The organism is Collimonas sp. GW821-FHT07E08, from assembly GCF_059418905.1.
Genome location: NZ_JBWKQR010000005.1, coordinates 26,105 through 42,949 on the forward strand (window position 1 = coordinate 26,105; position 16,845 = coordinate 42,949).

The following is a 16,845-nucleotide window of genomic DNA, read 5'->3' on the forward strand; positions in this document are numbered from 1 at the left end:
CAAAAAAACAGTGGTGACCATGTCGCAGTCAAACCTGTTGAGCCTGCGACGCTTTAGCGAAATTTGTATGCCGCCTCGCAAGTTGTCTATTAACTCGGCGGATAATGCTAATTACTATATATTAAGATAATTCTGGCAAGCAACCAATCCGCTTTCCAAAATCACCTTGCAACGATATTCGGTTTTCAAACTATTGTGCTATTTTACGCCTCTTGAAAAAAATCGGCAAAATCCACCCTCTTTTAGCTCTTGATGAGCTCCGCCAATGCTTGTAACACTCTTCCGCCTGCTGTCGACGCTCCCTTTATTTTTCTTGCATGCAATAGGGACGCTGGGCGGCTGGCTAGTATACCTGGCCTCGGCTTCGTATCGCAGCAAATTGAAGGACAACCTGTTCCGGGCCGGTTATCAAGCGGCTTTGCCGCAGGCGATCAGCGAATCTGGCAAGAGCATGTTCGAGCTGCCGTTCATCTGGTGCGCCGAGCCGCAGCGGGTGCTGCGCACCGCCACCATCGAGAACTGGGAACTGGCGCAAGCGGCGCTGGACGCCAAGACCGGCGTGATCTTCCTGACTCCGCACCTGGGCTGCTTTGAAATCATCGCCCAGGCGATCGCCACCAAGACCCCGCTCACCGCGCTGTACCGCCCGCCGCGCAAAGCCGCGCTCAAGCCCTTGATCGAAGGCGCGCGCGGACGGCACAACCTGTTGCTGGCGCCGGCCAACCTGGCCGGCGTGCGCACTTTGTTCAAGGCGCTCAAGAAAGGCCAGGCGATCGGCTTGCTGCCGGACCAGGTACCGCAAAACGGCGAAGGCATATGGGCTGATTTTTTCGGCCGGCCGGCCTACACCATGACCTTGCCGGCCAAGCTGCAGCAGATGAGCGGCGCGCCGATCATCCTGTCTTATGCGGAGCGCCTACCGTTCGGCCGCGGTTACGTGATCCGCTTCGTGCCTTTCGATGAAACCCCCGGCCACACCCCGGAGCAGCGCACGCTGGCCATCAACCTGGCCATGGAGAAACTGATCGCACGCTGCCCTGCGCAGTACATCTGGAGCTACAACCGCTACAAGACGCCGCCTGGAGTCGAGGCGCCGCCGGCATCCGCGGCACAGGAGCCGCAAGCATGAGGGCCCTGCTCGGCTTGCTGTGGCTAGCGCATTTCCTGCCGCTGTGGATCCTGGGCCCGGTCGGCGAAGCCCTCGGCTCGCTGCTGTTTATCATCATGAAACCGCGGCGGCATATCACGCTGACCAATCTCCGGCTGTGTTTTCCTGACATGGCGGAAGCCGAGCGCGTGGTGCTGGCGCGCCGGCACTTCCAGGCTTATTCGCGCAGCGTGCTGGAGCGCAGCGTGCTGTGGTGGGCTTCGGAGAGCCGCTTGCGGCGGCTGATCAAGATCGAATCGGACCTGCCGCTCAGCACGCTGCAGGCCGGCCCGACCATCCTGCTGTGCCCGCATTTCGTTTGCCTGGAAATCCCCGGCATCGCCCTGGTGCTGAATTCCTCGCTGTCGATCTGCACCATCTATACGCGCCAGCAAGATGCAGTGACCGATGCCGCGCTGCTGAAGGGCCGCTCGCGTTTCCGCCCGGTCAAGCTGTTTACCCGCGAGCAAGGAGTCAAACCGATTATCCGTGCCATGCGCGAAGGTTTTCCATTCATCATGCTGCCGGACATGGACTTCGGCTTGAAGGACGCCGAATTCGTGCCGTTTTTCGGCATCCCGACGGCGACGCTGACCGCCACCGCCCGCATTGCCGCCGCCACCAAGGCCAGCGTGGTGCCGATGATCGCGACTTTCCTGCCCGGCTACAAAGGCTGGAAAGTGACCTTTTATCCGGCATGGGAAAACTATCCGGGCGACGATATGACAGAGGCTACCCGCCGCATGAACGCATTCATCGAAGCCCGCATCCTGGAAGCGCCGGCCGAGTATTTCTGGGCTCACAAGCGCTTCAAGACGCGCCCGCCTGGCGATCCCGATGTTTATTCGCCGCCGGCTGAGCCGTAATTCAACATTGCTGCGCGCCGGCGCCGTTTCCACCATAATGTACGCATGAAACTCAAATTCACGAAAATGCATGGCGCAGGCAATGATTTCATTGTCATCGACGCCATTCACCAGCATGTCGATTTCACTCCAGCGCAATGGCAGCAGTTGGGCGACCGCCGTTTTGGCGTGGGCGCCGACCAGATGCTGGTGGTGGAAAAATCGCAGGCGGACGGCGTCGATTTCCGCTATCGGATATACAACGCCGACGGCGGCGAAGTTGAGCAATGCGGCAACGGCGCTCGTGCATTCGTCAAGTTTGTCACCGACAAGGGTTTGACCGGCAAGCGTGCGATCCGGGTTGAAACCATGTCCGGCATCATTGAACCAAAGCTGGAAGACGACGGCCGCATCACGGTAGATATGGGCGCGCCTATCCTGGCGCCCGCTGCGGTGCCGTTTGACGCCAGCAACCTGGACAGCCGCCCGATGGGCGACGATGCCCTGTGGCCGCTGGACATCCAGGGCAGGCAGGTCTGGATCTCGGTGGTTTCCATGGGCAATCCGCATGCGGTGCAAGTGGTCGAAGACAGCGAAGCGGCGCCGGTCCTGACCGACGGCCCCCTGATCGAACACCACCCGCGTTTTCCAAATCGCGTCAATGCCGGTTTTTTGCAGGTTGTCGATCGCCACCATGCCAAGTTGCGCGTATTTGAACGCGGCGCCGGCGAAACGCTGGCTTGCGGCACCGGCGCTTGCGCCGCGGTGGTGGCAGGAATACGCCGCGGTTTGCTGGATTCGCCGGTCAAGGTGCAGACCCACGGCGGCGAATTGTCGATTGCCTGGGCCGGCGACCGGCAGCCGGTATTCATGACTGGTCCGGCAGTATCGGTATTCGAGGGTGAAATTGAAATCGGCGGAGCCGGCTGAGCTCGTCAGTCGGCGTCAGCTTCTGACTCTGCCGCCGGCAGCGCCGTCTTGAAACGGTACAGGCGTTGCCGGTAATTTCCTTCAGGCCCGTTCGGGCCGCAGTCCACATCTTCGAACAAACGTGCAATCCGGCTCAGGGCCTGGCGTTCGTCGCCGGTCTGGATCTGGATCAAGCGCCGTTTGCTGCGCGCGTACAGGGTGCGAATGTCGACCACCAGGCAGTGGCCGCAGTCAGCCTGGTTCAGATCCAGCAACAGCGCTTCCGGCCGGCTCAGGCCGAACAAGGTGGCCAATTCGATGCGCGCCGCCAGGAACGGATGCGCCTTGACCTGCTCGCGTGTCAGCTGCTGCCTGGCGGCCTCCGCCCATGGCGCCGGCCGTGCGCCGTCGGCAATCTTGTCCAATAAGTCGGCCGCCTCGCGACTGCCCTGGGCGGCCGCCTTTTGCAGCCAATACACCGCGCGCACATCGTTGGCGAGTTGCTCGCGGCGATTGCGCCAGGCGCTCAGGCCGCACTCCAGCTGCGCCGCGCAATGGCCCATTTCAGCGGCGTGCTCCAGGTGACGCTGCATATCCACCAGATTGCGCTGGGAAAACTCGGACTTCAGATAAATCCGTGACAAGGCATACCAGGCATCCGCCAATCCGGCTTCGCCGGCCAGCGTCAGCCAGCGGATTGCTTTCTTGTAATTGGCGGAACCGCTCCCCACCAGCAAGCGCTGGCCGTCGCTGTTCATGCGGGCATACCACAAGCCCAGCGCCAGTTGCGCAGCCTTGTCGTCGCCATACGCGGCCAGTTCAAGAAACTGCTGCACCTCGCCCGCATCGAAGGCATCGCTGGTCTGCAATACCTGTGCGCAGCGCAGCAGCAGAGACAGGTTTTCCTCGCCAAGCTGGCGCGCCAGGGTTTCCGACGGCACATTCAATTGCGCCAGGATTTCGACATATTGCTCCGACAGCGCCCTGGCCAGCGGCAATGCTCTTTCCAGGAAAACCGGCCAATCGGCTTTTTCCCAGGCCAGTTGCGCCAGCGATTGCTGAGCCTGCATCACGCCGGCATCTGCGGCGCGCGCAGTCCACTTCAGGGTGGCATCCTGCTCCGTCTTGTTTTCAGCCTTCGTATCGCTGACAGTCACCGCCGGCGACTGCCGGCCGACCGCGACTGCCGGTGCTGCGCTGTCGGCATGCTGCGCCAACAGCCACTGGGCTTCGGCAACGCCTGCGTTGGCAGCGGTTTCCAATACCTTGATCACCTTGGCGCGCAGTCCCGGCAGTACCTGCTCACCGCCAAGCTGGCCGTTGCCGGTCAATACCAGCTGCGCCAGCACCAGGCCCGCCTGCATCACGCCGGCATCAAAAGCCCGTTCATACCAGACGCAGATAGCCAGGGGATCGGCAGCGGCACGAGCCACTTCCAGCGGGATATGGCTGCCAATCAGCATCCAGGCTTCGGACTCCTGTTGCTGCGCGGCGCGATCCAGCCAGTGCAGCGCGGTCGAGAAGCTTTGCGGCAAGCCATTGCCGCCAAACAGATAACGGGTACCTAAAGCCAGCTGCGCTGCGCCTTGCCCTGCGCGAGCGGCGCGGATAATCGCTAGGTCCTCACGTTTAGCCATAAAGTATTCATTATAAAAACCTAAATTATGCTCGATAAATCAATTAAGTTTTATTTTTGGCCGATTTTTACAATCTGCGCATCTTTTACGCTACATGGATTTACAAATCAACCATATCTGGCTACAGGTGGTAATGGAAGCCTTGGCCCAGGAGTCTCAAGGAAAAGAAGCATGAAAAACACACAACAGTTGTGAAAATACAACAAATTTCATTATTAACACTAATTTCCACAAAATAACAAATAGCCAACTGACAAAACAGCATTCTTTTATGTCAACCCCGTTTAATGTTCGCGGCTCCGGCAAAAAGCTCAGTTGCCGATCATCAAATCAAGGACGTTAAATGAAAAAATCACTCATCGCATTGGCCGCACTCGGCACAATCGCCAGCGCCGCACAAGCGCAAAGCTCGGTCACCATCTACGGCACCGTCGATACCGGCATTACTTTCTCGAACCACAACGCCAGAACCGGCACCGCCAGCAATGGCAACAAGTTCGGCGTTGACTCGGGCAACATCGACACTTCGCGCCTCGGCTTCAAGGGCACCGAAGACCTGGGTGGCGGCCTGAAAGCCTTGTTCCAACTGGAAACCGGCTTCAAAAACGATACCGGCGCGTTCGACGGCCAAGGTTTTGCGCGCAAATCGGTGGTTGGCCTGGCCGGCAACTTCGGTACAGTGACGCTGGGTCGCCAGTCCGACATCCTGGACGATGCTGGCCATGCATTCACGTCCGTTAAAGACTTCGGCAATTTCGTTGGCAACCCGCACGCCCTGGATCGCCTTGAAGGCATCCGCACCCAAAATTCGATCCGCTATGACAGCATGAACCTGAGCGGCTTCACCGGCAGCCTGATTTACGGCTTCGGCGAACAAGCCGGCCATACGACTGCTGGCCAATCCTTCGGCGCCGGCGGTACTTACGCTAACGGCCCGCTGGGACTGTACGCTGGCTACTACCAATCGAAGTTTGGCGCCACTCCTAGCGACACGCTGATTTCCAGCGTCGCCGCCCTGACTGGCCTGACCCCAGCCCAGCTGTCCGCCGCCAACCTTGACGGCACTACAGTTAACAAGACATTCAGCCTGGGCGCCAGCTATCAAGCCGGTCCAGCACGCCTGTATGGCAACTGGTCGCGCGTCAACGTGCCAGACTTGCTCAAGCAAAATGTTTTCGAACTGGGCGCAGACTATGCCGTGACAGCACCGATGCACCTGCTGGCAGCGGTTCAGCACACAAAAACATCGATCGACGGCAGCCAAGGCTCCAAGCCATCGGTGACCCAGTTCAACCTGGGCCTGGACTATTACCTGTCCAAGCGTACCGACCTGTACACCCTGGCTTCCTACGCAAAGGGCCGCAATGGCGCGCTGGTTGGCGACATTTCCGCTCCAGCAGTACAGGGCGACAATGGCAACAGCAGCCAGACCGCGATTGCTGTCGGCATCCGCCACAAGTTCTAATGGACTTGGACTTTATTGTCGTTTGACAATAAAGTCGATTGCATCGAGGGGGCTTGCATGCCCCCTCTCTTCCCGGTTCGACGCATCAATCGCTACGGCCGGGAAGAAGAATCACCTGTACGTAGCCCGAGATTATTTAAAAATAGAAGATTTTGACGTACATTGTCGCCAAAACCTGCTTTAAACAAACTGGAAATGGCAATTTTCAGATGCACTGATGCTCCATGCATCTTTAACATGCCAGATAGCAAATAATATCCCCTCCGTTTTTTGCCTCCCCCAGCAAGCCGTTTAGAAAAGCACAACCAGCCCAGAGCGCGGGCTTGCGCTGCCTCGTGTCACAAAAATACAACAGAATTAACAATCTTCTCCAATTTCGACCAATTTATAGCATCACAGGAAACCAAACCGCCAGCATAGCCAGCGAGACACCTTAATGTTCATCCATCCGGCAAGATGTACGGATCCTTAAGACAGTTTTCTAAATAAAGGACGTCAAATGAAGAAATCACTAATCGCACTGGCCGTACTCGGCGCAATCGCAGGTGCAGCACAAGCTCAAAGCTCCGTCACTATCTACGGTATCGTCGACACTGGCATCGTTTACACAAGCAAAGCTGTAACAGCAACTGGCGGCACAGGCAGCAAATTCAGCGTTAACTCCGGCGTTATCCAAGGTTCGCGTCTGGGTTTCAAGGGCGTTGAAGATCTGGGCGGCGGTCTGAAGGCTCTGTTCCAATTGGAAGCTGGCTTCAACAACGACACTGGCGCATTGAACGGCCAAGACAAGGGCGCAACTAACCTGTTCCGTCGTAAATCGGTAGTCGGTCTGGGCGGCAACTTCGGTTCCGTTCTGCTGGGTCGTCAAACTGACATCCTGGACGACGTCAGCCAATGGACTTCGGTTCAAGATTTCGGTGGCGTAACTGGTTCCGTCGGTCACAACCTGAACCGTTTGGAAGGTACACGCACCAACAACTCGATCCGTTACAACACACCAGATCTGTCCGGCTTCACAGCTAGCGCAATCTACGGTTTCGGCGAAGCAGCTGGTCAAACTTCGAACGGTCAATCGTTCGGTCTGGGCGGTCAGTACGCTAACGGCCCACTGGGTCTGTTCGCTGCTTACTACCAATCGAAACTGGGTACCATTGGCGGCACTAACGCCAGCGACACTTCGATCCTCGGCAACACTTCATTCGCTGGTCACGGCGCTGCTGGCGACACAGCTCTGAAGACATTCAGCCTGGGTGCTAGCTACCAAGTCGGCCCTGCACGTCTGTACGGTAACTGGTCGCGTACCAAGCAACCTCTGGCATACTCGTCGGCTACTGGCGTCCTGACAAACGGCGGCTTCACAGTTGGCAGCTTCAACAACACCAAGGCTGACATCTTCGAACTGGGCGTGAACTACGCTGTTACAGCTCCTCTGCACCTGTTGGCTAGCGTTCAGTACAACAAGCTGACATTTGCTGATGCTGGTTCCGCCAAGGGCAAGCTGACCCAAATCAACCTGGGTACTGACTACTTCCTGTCGAAGCGTACTGACCTGTATGCATTCGTTTCGAACCTGCGCGCTAAGGATGCTGTCAATCCAGGCGTGTATGGCGACAGCCTCGGCAACACTGGCAACCAAACAGCAGTTGCTGTTGGTATCCGCCACAAGTTCTAATTTAAGCTGGCTGGACCCGCAGCAGCAAGCGGGCCAGGTTGCTTGACTAGAGATGTAAAAGGCCCACATGGCTTGCCATGTGGGCCTTTTTTATTGCCTTGCCGGTCCAGGCCTCAGGTTGTCATGCACCGGCATAGCGGTGTACCCTTGGTCATTCTCTTTTTTCATCACCGATATATACATGAGCTTCCAACCTGATCCCGATACTGTCGCCCAATATCTGATCGACTCTCCCCATTTTTTTGAAGAACATGCCGAACTGCTGGCCAAGATCCGCCTCAGCAGTCCGCTGCTGGGCCGGGCCGTGTCGCTGCAAGAACGGCAAATGGAAGTGCTGCGCGAGAAAATCAAGGTACAGGACCTGCGCCTGGCCGACATGATGCGCAATGCCCAGGAAAACGATGCAAGCTCGCACAAGCTGCATGCCTGGACCCGCAGCTTGCTGCTGGCCCGCAACGATGTCGATCTGCCGCACACGCTGGTCGACGGCCTGCGCACCGGCTTTGCGGTGCCACAAGCCACCCTGCGCCTGTGGGGCGTGGCCGAGGATTATTCTCATACATGGTTTGCGGCGGAAGCATCCGAAGACGCCAAGATTTTCGCGAATGGCCTGAACCTGCCGTTTTGCGGCAGCAACAACGATTTCGAAGCAGCCTCCTGGCTAGAACAGGATATCCAGTCCGTCGCCATGCTGCCGCTGCGCAGCAGCGCCGCCGCCTCGGCAACCTTCGGCCTGCTGGTGCTGGGCTCCCCCGATCCGCAACGCTTCAGCGCCGACATGGCGACCGACTTCCTGGTGCAGATTGGCGAGACTGCAAGCGCGGCGCTGGCCTGCCTGCTCGAATAACTTCGATCGTGAGCGCCGGCGCCAACCAGTCTTATCTCAGCGGCTACCTGGATAGCCTGGCCAGCCAGCGCCAGCTGTCAGCGCACACCATCAGCAACTACGGCCGCGACCTGAAAGAGCTGGCAAGCCTGACCCAAGCATTGGGGGCTAACTGGGAGTTCGCCGCCGTCACCCATTTCCACATCCGTAAATTTGCCGCGCAGCTGCATTCCCGCGGTTTGAATCCCAGTTCGATCGCACGTAAGCTTTCAGCCTGGCGCGGATTCTTCGAATGGCTGGCGGAGCAGACCACGCTCGCCAGCAATCCAGTTGAAGGCGTCAAAGCACCCAAGCGCGCCAAACCGCTGCCGAAAGCGATGGCTGCGGATGACGCGATACACCTGGTCGCCAGCGGCAACCCGCTAGCCGATGCCGGCTCCAGCATGGCGTTATGCAACCAGGCGATGTTTGAATTGCTGTATTCCAGCGGCCTGCGAGTCTCGGAACTGGCGGGGCTGGACCTGCGCTACAGCCGCCGGGCAGACCATGAATCGGCCGGCTGGATCGACCTCGACGCCGCCGAAGTGACGGTCACCGGGAAAGGCGGCAAGAAGCGCAGCGTGCCGGTAGGAAAACCGGCAATACAAGCCATTGCTGCCTGGCTGCCGCAACGTGCGGCATTGCTCAAGAGCGACCAGGGCGAACATGCAGCAGCCTTGTTCCTGACCGAACGCGGCACCCGCGTCTCGCCGCGCGTGGTCCAGCTGCGCTTGAAGCACCATGCGCAGTCGCTTGGCATCGCCAGCAACGTCCATCCCCATGTGCTGCGCCATTCGTTCGCCTCGCACATGCTGCAGGGTTCGGGCGACTTGCGCGCAGTGCAAGAACTGCTGGGCCATGCGTCGATTGCCGCCACCCAGGTTTACACTTCGCTGGATTTCCAGCGCCTGGCGCAGGTATATGACGCCGCCCATCCGCGGGCAAAAAAAATCACCGAGAAATAGACAGCAGGCAAACCGCGAACGACGGCCGTTTGGAACATAAGCCACATCAAATATGCAACTGAATTGCATTTCAGGCATAATTGAAGTCTCAGCTACCTATATTTCCATATGAACCCAGGTCCAAAATCCAAATCTGCCGCGACCGCTGCCGCCGGCAGCTCTCGTCCGCATGCGGCAGCATTGGCCGAGGCGCAGCTGCGCGAAGCTGCGCTGCGCATCACCCCTGCCCGCATCAAGGTACTCGCTACCCTGCTGGAAGCGCGCTGCGCTTTTTCGCATCAAGACATGCAAGACCAGTTTGTCGAGATGGACCGGGTGACCTTGTATCGCGCTCTCGACTGCCTGACAGATGCCGGCCTGGCGCACAAGATTGCCGGCGACGACCGCGTATTCCGCTATAGCGCCGGCACCGAACACAGCGAGTCCAGCCACTCCGGCCACGCGGCACATCACGCCCAGCACCAGCACGGCCATTTCAAATGCACCCGCTGCGCCAAGGTATTCTGCCTGGACGGCAGCGGCGATGCCGGTTTCCTCGACAGCATACTGGCGCTCGGAGACAGCCATGGCGGCAGCAGCACCACGCCGGCCAAGCTGCGCAAGCAGCTGCAGCAAGCTTTGCAGGACACGCTGGGCAAAGGTTTCCAGGGGCATGAGATAGAACTGACCATCAAGGGCTGGTGCGCCGACTGCGCGCATTAATCTGCCGCAGCGGCTTGCCGATCCCACCCCTCTCGGCTTCATATCGTTTTTTACTTTTCCGGATTCCACCATGGCACTTATACCAACCACCATCCTGACCGGCTTTCTCGGCGCCGGGAAAACCACTTTGCTCAACCGCATCCTGCAGCAGCAGCACGGCCATAAAATCGCCGTGATTGAAAACGAGTTCGGCCAGGAAAATATCGACAATGAAATCCTGGTGCAAGACAGCACCGAACAAATCGTCGAAATGAACAACGGCTGCATCTGCTGCACGGTGCGCGGCGACCTGATCGTCGCCCTGACCACGCTGGCGCGCCGCCGCACCGCAGGCGAACTGAATTTCGACCGGGTGATCATCGAAACCACCGGCATGGCCAATCCAGGACCGGTGGCGCAAACCTTCTTTGTCGACGACGAAGTAGCGATGCACTTCATGCTCGACGCCATCGTCACCGTAGTGGATGCAAAACACGCGATGATGCAGCTCGACCAGCAGGAAGAGGCGCAACGCCAGGTCGGTTTCGCCGACAAGCTGCTGCTCTCCAAGACTGACCTGGTGGCACCGGAAGAAGTGGCCGCCCTGACCAGCCGCCTGAAGCGCATCAATCCGCGTGCGCCTGTCATTACCCTTGATCCGCAACATACGCCGATAGAAGAAATCCTGGACATCCGCGGCTTCAACCTCAACGCCAAGCTGGAAATCGATCCTGACTTTTTGGCAACCGAGGAAGCGCACGCCCACGAGCATAGCGGCGACGACTGCGACCATCCGTCCCACCAGCATGAAGGACATGGCCACCATGACCACCACCACGCGCATCACGACGATGAGATCGCCGCTTTTGTTTTCAAAAGTGAAAGGCCGTTCGATACCGCGCGCCTGGATGAATTCCTGGGCGGCCTGGTGCAGGTCTACGGACCGCGCATGTTGCGCTACAAAGGCGTATTGTTGATGGATGGGGCCGACCGCAAGGTGGTGTTTCAAGGCGTGCACCAGATCATGGGCAGCGATGTCGGCGGCAAATGGGACGCAAATGAGACACGCGGCAGCAAAATGGTCTTCATTGGCAAGAATCTGCCGAAAGACATCTTTATTCGCGGTTTGGAGCAATGTTTGGTATAAACTATGGCAGTTTTGCGCTGGGAAATCACTGGATAGCGGGCCAACCACACCATTGCTTGGCCGCTGATTTAAGGGAGAGGACCATGAACCTGACCGTTAAAAAGACCGTTGCCAAGAAGGCACCGGCCTCGCTAGGCAAATCGACGCCGAAAGCCCGGCAGGCTGCTGCTCCCGCCAGCAGTAAGGTTAAGAGCGCAGTGAAGAGCACTGCAAAAAGCGCGGCCAGCAGCGTAAAAGTAGCTGAAAAACCGGCAAAACTTTCCGCCACGGCGCCGCGGAAGACCGAGCCTCCCGTTGCCACCGCAAGCAAGGCGGTTCCCAAAGTTGCCAAACCCAGTCCCAAACCTGTTGTAAAATCCCTAGCCAAGAAAACGGCGATTGCCAAGTCATCCTCCGCTGCGGCGGCAGACAAGGCAGCGCGCAATACCCAGGCCAGTAGTTCTGTAACAAAGAAACTGAGTTCCCCAACGGCCAGATCCGGCGCCAGCAGCACCAGCAACAAGCCCGCAAGCGCCGGATTAACGGATAAAATTGAAAAAAACGTCGTATCGAAAGCAAGCGAAGTGGCTACTAAAACAACCAAACCAACATCTGATTCCATTCTGTTGACCGAAGAGCAAATCCTCAAGATGAGCGAAAAGGACTACATGAATGAAGCGCAACTGGCTTTCTTCAAGGCGCGTTTGCAGCAGCTAGAAATCGACCTGCTCAAGAACGCCGGAGAAACCACGGAACATTTGCGCGAAACCGTCCTGGTGCCGGATCCCGCGGACCGCGCGACCATCGAAGAAGAACATGCGCTGGAACTGCGTACCCGTGACCGCGAGCGCAAGCTGCTGAAGAAAGTGCAGCAATCGATCGCTTCGATCGATGCCGGCGAATACGGCTGGTGCGAAGAAACCGGCGAACCGATCGGCATTCCACGTTTGCTGGCGCGCCCGACCGCCACCCTGTCGCTGGAAGCGCAACAACGCCGCGAACTGAAACAAAAGCTTTACGGCGATTGATTCCCGGAGCGGTCCGGCTGCGGGAAAACACTAGCCAGAGCAACGGCCTTGCTTTCCCTGCCTGACCGCCGTCGCTTTTCCTGCTGCCGTGTCCCGCTTATCCAGATTCCTTGATGCCAGCCCAAGCCCTCCGTTCGAGACGCCTCCAGCACGCTGCCCCGGCGCCAGTGCTGGCGCTTGTGCTGATATGCGCGATCCTGTTCTCGCAATGGCTGGGACTGACGCATAGCATTGTCCATGCGGCCTGGGAAAACAAACAGTCGACCAGCCTGACGCACATCACGTCGGTAATCGAACGCGTCATCGAAGGCGGCGGCAAAGCGCATCACTCTTGCGCAGCGTTCGACGACGCCACCCTGGCGGCGGCGATCTACTCGGTCCCCCTGAACCTGCCGCCCCTGCCTGGCAAACACCTGCTGGCCTTGTGGCAGGCATTCGCTTCCTGGGACGCCCCGTTCACCTGCCACTTTTCACCACGCGCACCACCTCGTTCCTGACAGGACGCAGCCAAGCGCTTCGCTTATCCCGAAGCATCACACCATTTATCGCCGTCGCCCGGATGCCGGACCACGGGTGATCGATCGCGTTCTGACGCGCGTATTCCGCATCGATCCGGAAGCCGACGGCCATTACCTGTCTAGGAATCATCATGCTTGCCCAACGTACGCTGTTATCCAGCGCGGTCCTGTCCGCGCTGGCCGTTCTATCATCCACCGCATCGGCCCAGGCCGACACTGCCGGACAGGCCAGGGCCTTGCCGCCCATCGTAGTCAGCGCCAGCCCGCTCAATGCCAATGTCGACACCCAGATCCTGGCCCCGGCCAAGGTATTGTTCGGCGAAGAATTACGCAACAAGACCGGCGCTTCGCTGGGCGACACCTTGTCGCAGGAGCTCGGCGTGTCGGCATCCGGCTTCGGCGCCGGCGCCTCCCGTCCTATCATCCGCGGCATGGAAGGTCCACGCGTCAAGATCCTGCAAAACGGCATGTCGGTGGCCGATGTCTCCAGCCTGTCCAACGACCACGCGGTAGCCACTGAAGCGGCGATTGCACGCCAGATTGAAATCCTGCGCGGCCCGGCCGCGTTGCTGTATGGTTCCGGCGCCATCGGCGGCCTGGTCAACGTCGTCAATGACCGCATCCCTACCGAACTGCAAAAAGGAATCAGCGGCGAGGCTGAGGCCCGCTATGGCAGCGGCGACAACGGCAGAAGCACATCGCTGGTGCTGGACGGCTCTACCGGCCCGATAGGCATGCACCTGGACGGCAACTGGCGCGACACCGGCAACTACAAGATCCCGGAACACGCCAACCGCAACGACGCCGGTTCCGCGTCGGGCCGCCTGCCGAATTCCTTCACCCACGAAACCGGGGTCGGCGCCGGCGCGTCCTATATTGCGTCCTGGGGCTATATCGGCGCCTCCGTGGCAACCCTGGACGACCACTACGGCATCCCCACCGCGGAAAAGTCCTTTATCGACCTGCATCAAACCCGCTACGACATTGCCGGCCAGATCGACAACCCGCTGGCCGGTTTCGAAAAGCTGACGTTCAAGCTCGGACACACCGACTACACCCACACCGAGAAACAGGAAAACGGCAAGCCGAATACGATCTTCTCCAACAAGTCGACTGAGAGCCGATGGGAACTCGCGCACAAGCCGTTAGCCGGCTGGCACGGCACCTTCGGCATGCAGACCGAAGACACGCGCTTCTCGGCCCTGGCAGCCGAAAGCGGCTTGCCGGATACCGTGCCGCGCACCAAATCGACTTCGATCGCGGCATTCCTGGTGGAAGAGCGCAACTTCGGCCCGGTGCTGGCCAGCGCCGGTTTGCGCCTTGAATCGGTGAAGCGCCGCCCCGAAGCGGAATCCGGCTTCGCCGACCGCAAATTCAACCTGGCGTCCTATTCGGTCGGCGCCCTCTGGAGCTTCCTGCCAGGATATGGCTTCGGCCCTACGGTGTCGATCGCGCAACGGGCGCCCGCAGCCGAAGAGCTGTATTCACGCGGGCCGCATGAATCCACCGCCACGTTCGATATCGGCGACCCGGCCCTGAAAAAGGAAACTTCGCGCAATATCGAACTGACCTTGCAAAAAACCAGCGGACTGATCCGCTGGAAAGCCAACCTGTTCCAGAACCACGTCAGCAACTATGTGTTTGGCCGCAACGCCGGCACGGTTGACAGCAGCGGCGCACCTGATCCGGCGGGCGAATTCACCGAGCGTTTCTGGTCGCAGGCAGACGCCACCATCCGCGGCGCCGAGGCGGAACTCAGCTACAACCTGCGCGGCGAGGGCTTTTCGATACGCAGCTTCGCCGATACCTCGCGCGGCAGGCTGGATAACATGGGCAACCTGCCCTTGCAGCCGGCTAGCCGCTATGGCGTTGATCTCGGTTATGCGCAGGGCGCCTGGCGCAGCGGCCTCACTATCCTGCGCGCGCAGCAGCAGGACCGCCTGGCGACCTTTGAGAACAGCGTGACGCCGGGCTACACCAAGATCGACGCCAACCTTTCTTACACCCAGCAAGTCGGTGCGCTGCAGCTCACCTGGTTTGCCTTGGCCAAAAACCTGCTGAACCAGGATATCCGCCTGGCGACCTCGGTGTTGAAAGATGTCGCACCGCAGCCGGGACGCAGCTTCATCCTTGGCGTACGCACCAAGTTCTAAGCCGGAAAAATGGGATTGCGAGGCCAGCGAAATGCCAGGCAACATGCTGCCGCGCAGTCCCGGTCGGCGCCGGAAGCCGTAGATAGAATGATCGTTCTCATCACTCGATATGCAAAAAACATGACATATTTATGTCGCAACTTAGGGGGTCTGGACATACTTCCTGAGTTGCTTTGTGTTACCTTTGGAGGTATCGATTGATCGTGCTTTTTTTGCGTAATAATGAGCAAAAGCGGGAGCAGTCTCAAAACAAAAATGTAGCCATGAACATAGCAGGCGCCATGGCAAATGCGATGATAAAAACGCAATGCGCGGAACCGGTGCCGGAACAGGCGCGCCATTCCAGTACATATAAAATCGCAGCTTTGATAGCAACTTACTTTCGGGATTAACACGTGGGGATTTTCTCGCTCTTCGGCAAAAACAATCGTCCAAACGGCGCACCGCCGGCGGATGACAAAGTACCAGCCGCAGCAGACAATCAAGCGCCGGTTCTGTTTGGTGAAAACCATGAGCGGCTGAACAACTCGATCACGCTGCGCGACGGCGCCGCACGCAGCACCACGACCATGAAGATCGATGCGATCGAATCGGAAATGTCGTCCGAGTTCGTTCATCTGCCGCCCTCTGCCAAACCGGCCGGTCCGGACAGCGTGGCGCCGGTCACGCTTACCCAGGGCAACACCACCCAGTTGACGCTGCCCGTGATGAGCAGGACCACGGAATACCTGGATGACCAGTCGCGCAGCGGCAGCATCGAAGTGTCGGTATCCGATACCCCGGAAGTGATTGAAGAGGCCGCAGTGCTGTTCGCCAGCGACCAGAACGACATCGCCGAAGCGCTCCTGCTGAGCGCCATCGCCGAAAACAATCTCGGCTCGTCCACCCACATTGTCTGGTGGATGCTGCTGGACCTGTACCAGATCACCGGCAGGCAGCAGGAATTCGACAATCTGTCGGTCGACTTCGCCAACAAGTTTGAAACCTCGCCGCCGACCTGGATCGATATCATGACCCTCGATCCGCAAGCCAAGCCCCAGGAAAAGACAGGCGCGACGCCAGCCGTGGCCTTCTCCGGCAAGCTCGACGCCAACATCGGCAAGCAGCTGGAGCGCGCGCAAAAACTGAGCGTCACCCATCCTGCCGTGCGTCTCGAATTTACCCGAGTCAGCTCAGTCGACCCGATCGGCTGCGGCCTGCTGCTGCGCATGCTGAAAAAACTGCAAAAATCCGGGCTGGACCTGATACTGGTCGGCGCCGACGAACTGGCCGACAAGATCCGCGAGATCCTGCTGGTCGGACGGCGCGACGAAACCGCCGCGCCCTGGCTGCTGCTGCTGGAAATCCTGCATCTGCTCAACCAGGAACAGGCTTACGAAGACGCCAGCATAGATTATTCGATCACGTTTGAAGTCTCGCCGCCGCCGTTTGTCGCCCCCCACTCCAAGATCATCACGGCGGCCGAAGACAATACCCAGGGCGTAAGCCTCAGCGGCAACAACAGCCTGCTCATGCCGGTGCTGATCGAAGGCCGGACTGAAGAGTTGCTGACCAAGATCCAAACCCACGCCAACGCCCATAGTCCTGCAATCATCGATTGCTCGCGCCTGGCCAGGGTCGACTTCAGCGCCGCCGGCGAACTGCTCAACGGGCTGTCATTACTCACCAGCAACGGCAATGCGATCGAGTTTCACAACGTCAACCACTTGGTGACTGCCCTGTTCAAGGTAGTCGGCATACAGGAAATTGTCCGCGTGGTATCACGCAAAAATTAAGCTTTTAACAAAACCCACCCTCTGCAGTCATAAAAACAACGCTAAATCCACGCAATTCA

General features: G+C 58.8%; 15 protein-coding genes. 13 read left to right on the top strand and 2 right to left on the bottom strand.

The genetic code is table 11. From position 1 onward, the window contains the following. The first annotated feature begins 265 nt into the window (after positions 1-265). Genes AC07RZ_RS07720 through dapF form a run of 3 tightly spaced genes read left to right on the top strand, consistent with a single transcriptional unit; the run spans position 266 to position 2,922 of the window. The gene (locus tag AC07RZ_RS07720) at positions 266-1,129 is read left to right on the top strand and encodes a lysophospholipid acyltransferase family protein (RefSeq protein ID WP_144738369.1); all 864 of its coding nucleotides are present in this window, start codon (positions 266-268) and stop codon (positions 1,127-1,129) included. Then, positions 1,126-2,013 carry an LpxL/LpxP family acyltransferase gene (locus AC07RZ_RS07725; protein ID WP_144738368.1) on the top strand — a complete coding sequence of 296 codons (888 nt, stop codon included), beginning with the start codon at positions 1,126-1,128 and terminating at the stop codon, positions 2,011-2,013. The genes AC07RZ_RS07720 and AC07RZ_RS07725 overlap by 4 nt, the downstream gene beginning before the upstream one ends. 45 nt (positions 2,014-2,058) lie before the next feature. After that, a complete protein-coding gene (dapF, locus tag AC07RZ_RS07730; protein ID WP_494667528.1) occupies positions 2,059-2,922 on the top strand; it encodes a diaminopimelate epimerase in 864 nt (287 codons plus the stop codon). A 5-nt stretch (positions 2,923-2,927) separates the two neighbouring features. Here dapF and AC07RZ_RS07735 read toward each other — a convergent pair whose 3' ends face one another. Then, positions 2,928-4,538, bottom strand: a complete 1,611-nt coding sequence (locus AC07RZ_RS07735; protein ID WP_494667529.1) for a tetratricopeptide repeat protein — start codon at positions 4,536-4,538, stop codon at positions 2,928-2,930. A gap of 343 nt (positions 4,539-4,881) precedes the next feature. Here AC07RZ_RS07735 and AC07RZ_RS07740 point away from each other — a divergent pair, with 343 nt between their 5' ends. The 6 genes from AC07RZ_RS07740 (at position 4,882) to AC07RZ_RS07765 (ending at position 11,333) form a co-directional block, all read left to right on the top strand. Continuing rightward, positions 4,882-6,003, top strand: a complete 1,122-nt coding sequence (locus AC07RZ_RS07740) for a porin (RefSeq protein ID WP_144738365.1) — start codon at positions 4,882-4,884, stop codon at positions 6,001-6,003. Positions 6,004-6,502: 499 nt separating this feature from the next. Beyond that, positions 6,503-7,675, top strand: a complete 1,173-nt coding sequence (locus AC07RZ_RS07745; protein ID WP_494667530.1) for a porin — start codon at positions 6,503-6,505, stop codon at positions 7,673-7,675. A gap of 181 nt (positions 7,676-7,856) precedes the next feature. Beyond that, on the top strand, positions 7,857-8,522 hold the full coding sequence (locus AC07RZ_RS07750; protein WP_494667531.1) for a DUF484 family protein: 666 nt from the start codon (positions 7,857-7,859) through the stop codon (positions 8,520-8,522). An 8-nt stretch (positions 8,523-8,530) separates the two neighbouring features. Continuing rightward, positions 8,531-9,505: a tyrosine recombinase XerC gene (xerC, locus tag AC07RZ_RS07755; protein WP_494667532.1), complete on the top strand. Its 975-nt coding sequence runs from the start codon at positions 8,531-8,533 to the stop codon at positions 9,503-9,505. A 108-nt stretch (positions 9,506-9,613) separates the two neighbouring features. Next, positions 9,614-10,207, top strand: a complete 594-nt coding sequence (locus AC07RZ_RS07760; RefSeq protein ID WP_494667533.1) for a Fur family transcriptional regulator — start codon at positions 9,614-9,616, stop codon at positions 10,205-10,207. A gap of 70 nt (positions 10,208-10,277) precedes the next feature. Then, positions 10,278-11,333: a CobW family GTP-binding protein gene (locus tag AC07RZ_RS07765; RefSeq protein WP_144738360.1), complete on the top strand. Its 1,056-nt coding sequence runs from the start codon at positions 10,278-10,280 to the stop codon at positions 11,331-11,333. Positions 11,334-11,358: 25 nt separating this feature from the next. Here AC07RZ_RS07765 and AC07RZ_RS07770 read toward each other — a convergent pair whose 3' ends face one another. Continuing rightward, positions 11,359-11,934 carry a hypothetical protein gene (locus AC07RZ_RS07770; RefSeq protein WP_494667714.1) on the bottom strand — a complete coding sequence of 192 codons (576 nt, stop codon included), beginning with the start codon at positions 11,932-11,934 and terminating at the stop codon, positions 11,359-11,361. A 1-nt stretch (position 11,935) separates the two neighbouring features. Between AC07RZ_RS07770 and dksA the strand changes: the two genes are divergently transcribed. From dksA to AC07RZ_RS07790, 4 genes are all read left to right on the top strand, one after another. Continuing rightward, positions 11,936-12,340, top strand: a complete 405-nt coding sequence (gene dksA / locus AC07RZ_RS07775) for an RNA polymerase-binding protein DksA (RefSeq protein WP_038497220.1) — start codon at positions 11,936-11,938, stop codon at positions 12,338-12,340. A gap of 113 nt (positions 12,341-12,453) precedes the next feature. Beyond that, a complete protein-coding gene (locus AC07RZ_RS07780; protein WP_494667534.1) occupies positions 12,454-12,837 on the top strand; it encodes a hypothetical protein in 384 nt (127 codons plus the stop codon). 152 nt (positions 12,838-12,989) lie between these two features. Further along, positions 12,990-15,011, top strand: a complete 2,022-nt coding sequence (locus AC07RZ_RS07785) for a TonB-dependent receptor (RefSeq protein ID WP_494667535.1) — start codon at positions 12,990-12,992, stop codon at positions 15,009-15,011. 395 nt (positions 15,012-15,406) lie between these two features. Further along, complete coding sequence (locus AC07RZ_RS07790) at positions 15,407-16,786, top strand: STAS domain-containing protein (protein WP_494667536.1); 1,380 nt, start codon at positions 15,407-15,409, stop codon at positions 16,784-16,786. Positions 16,787-16,845: the final 59 nt, after the last annotated feature.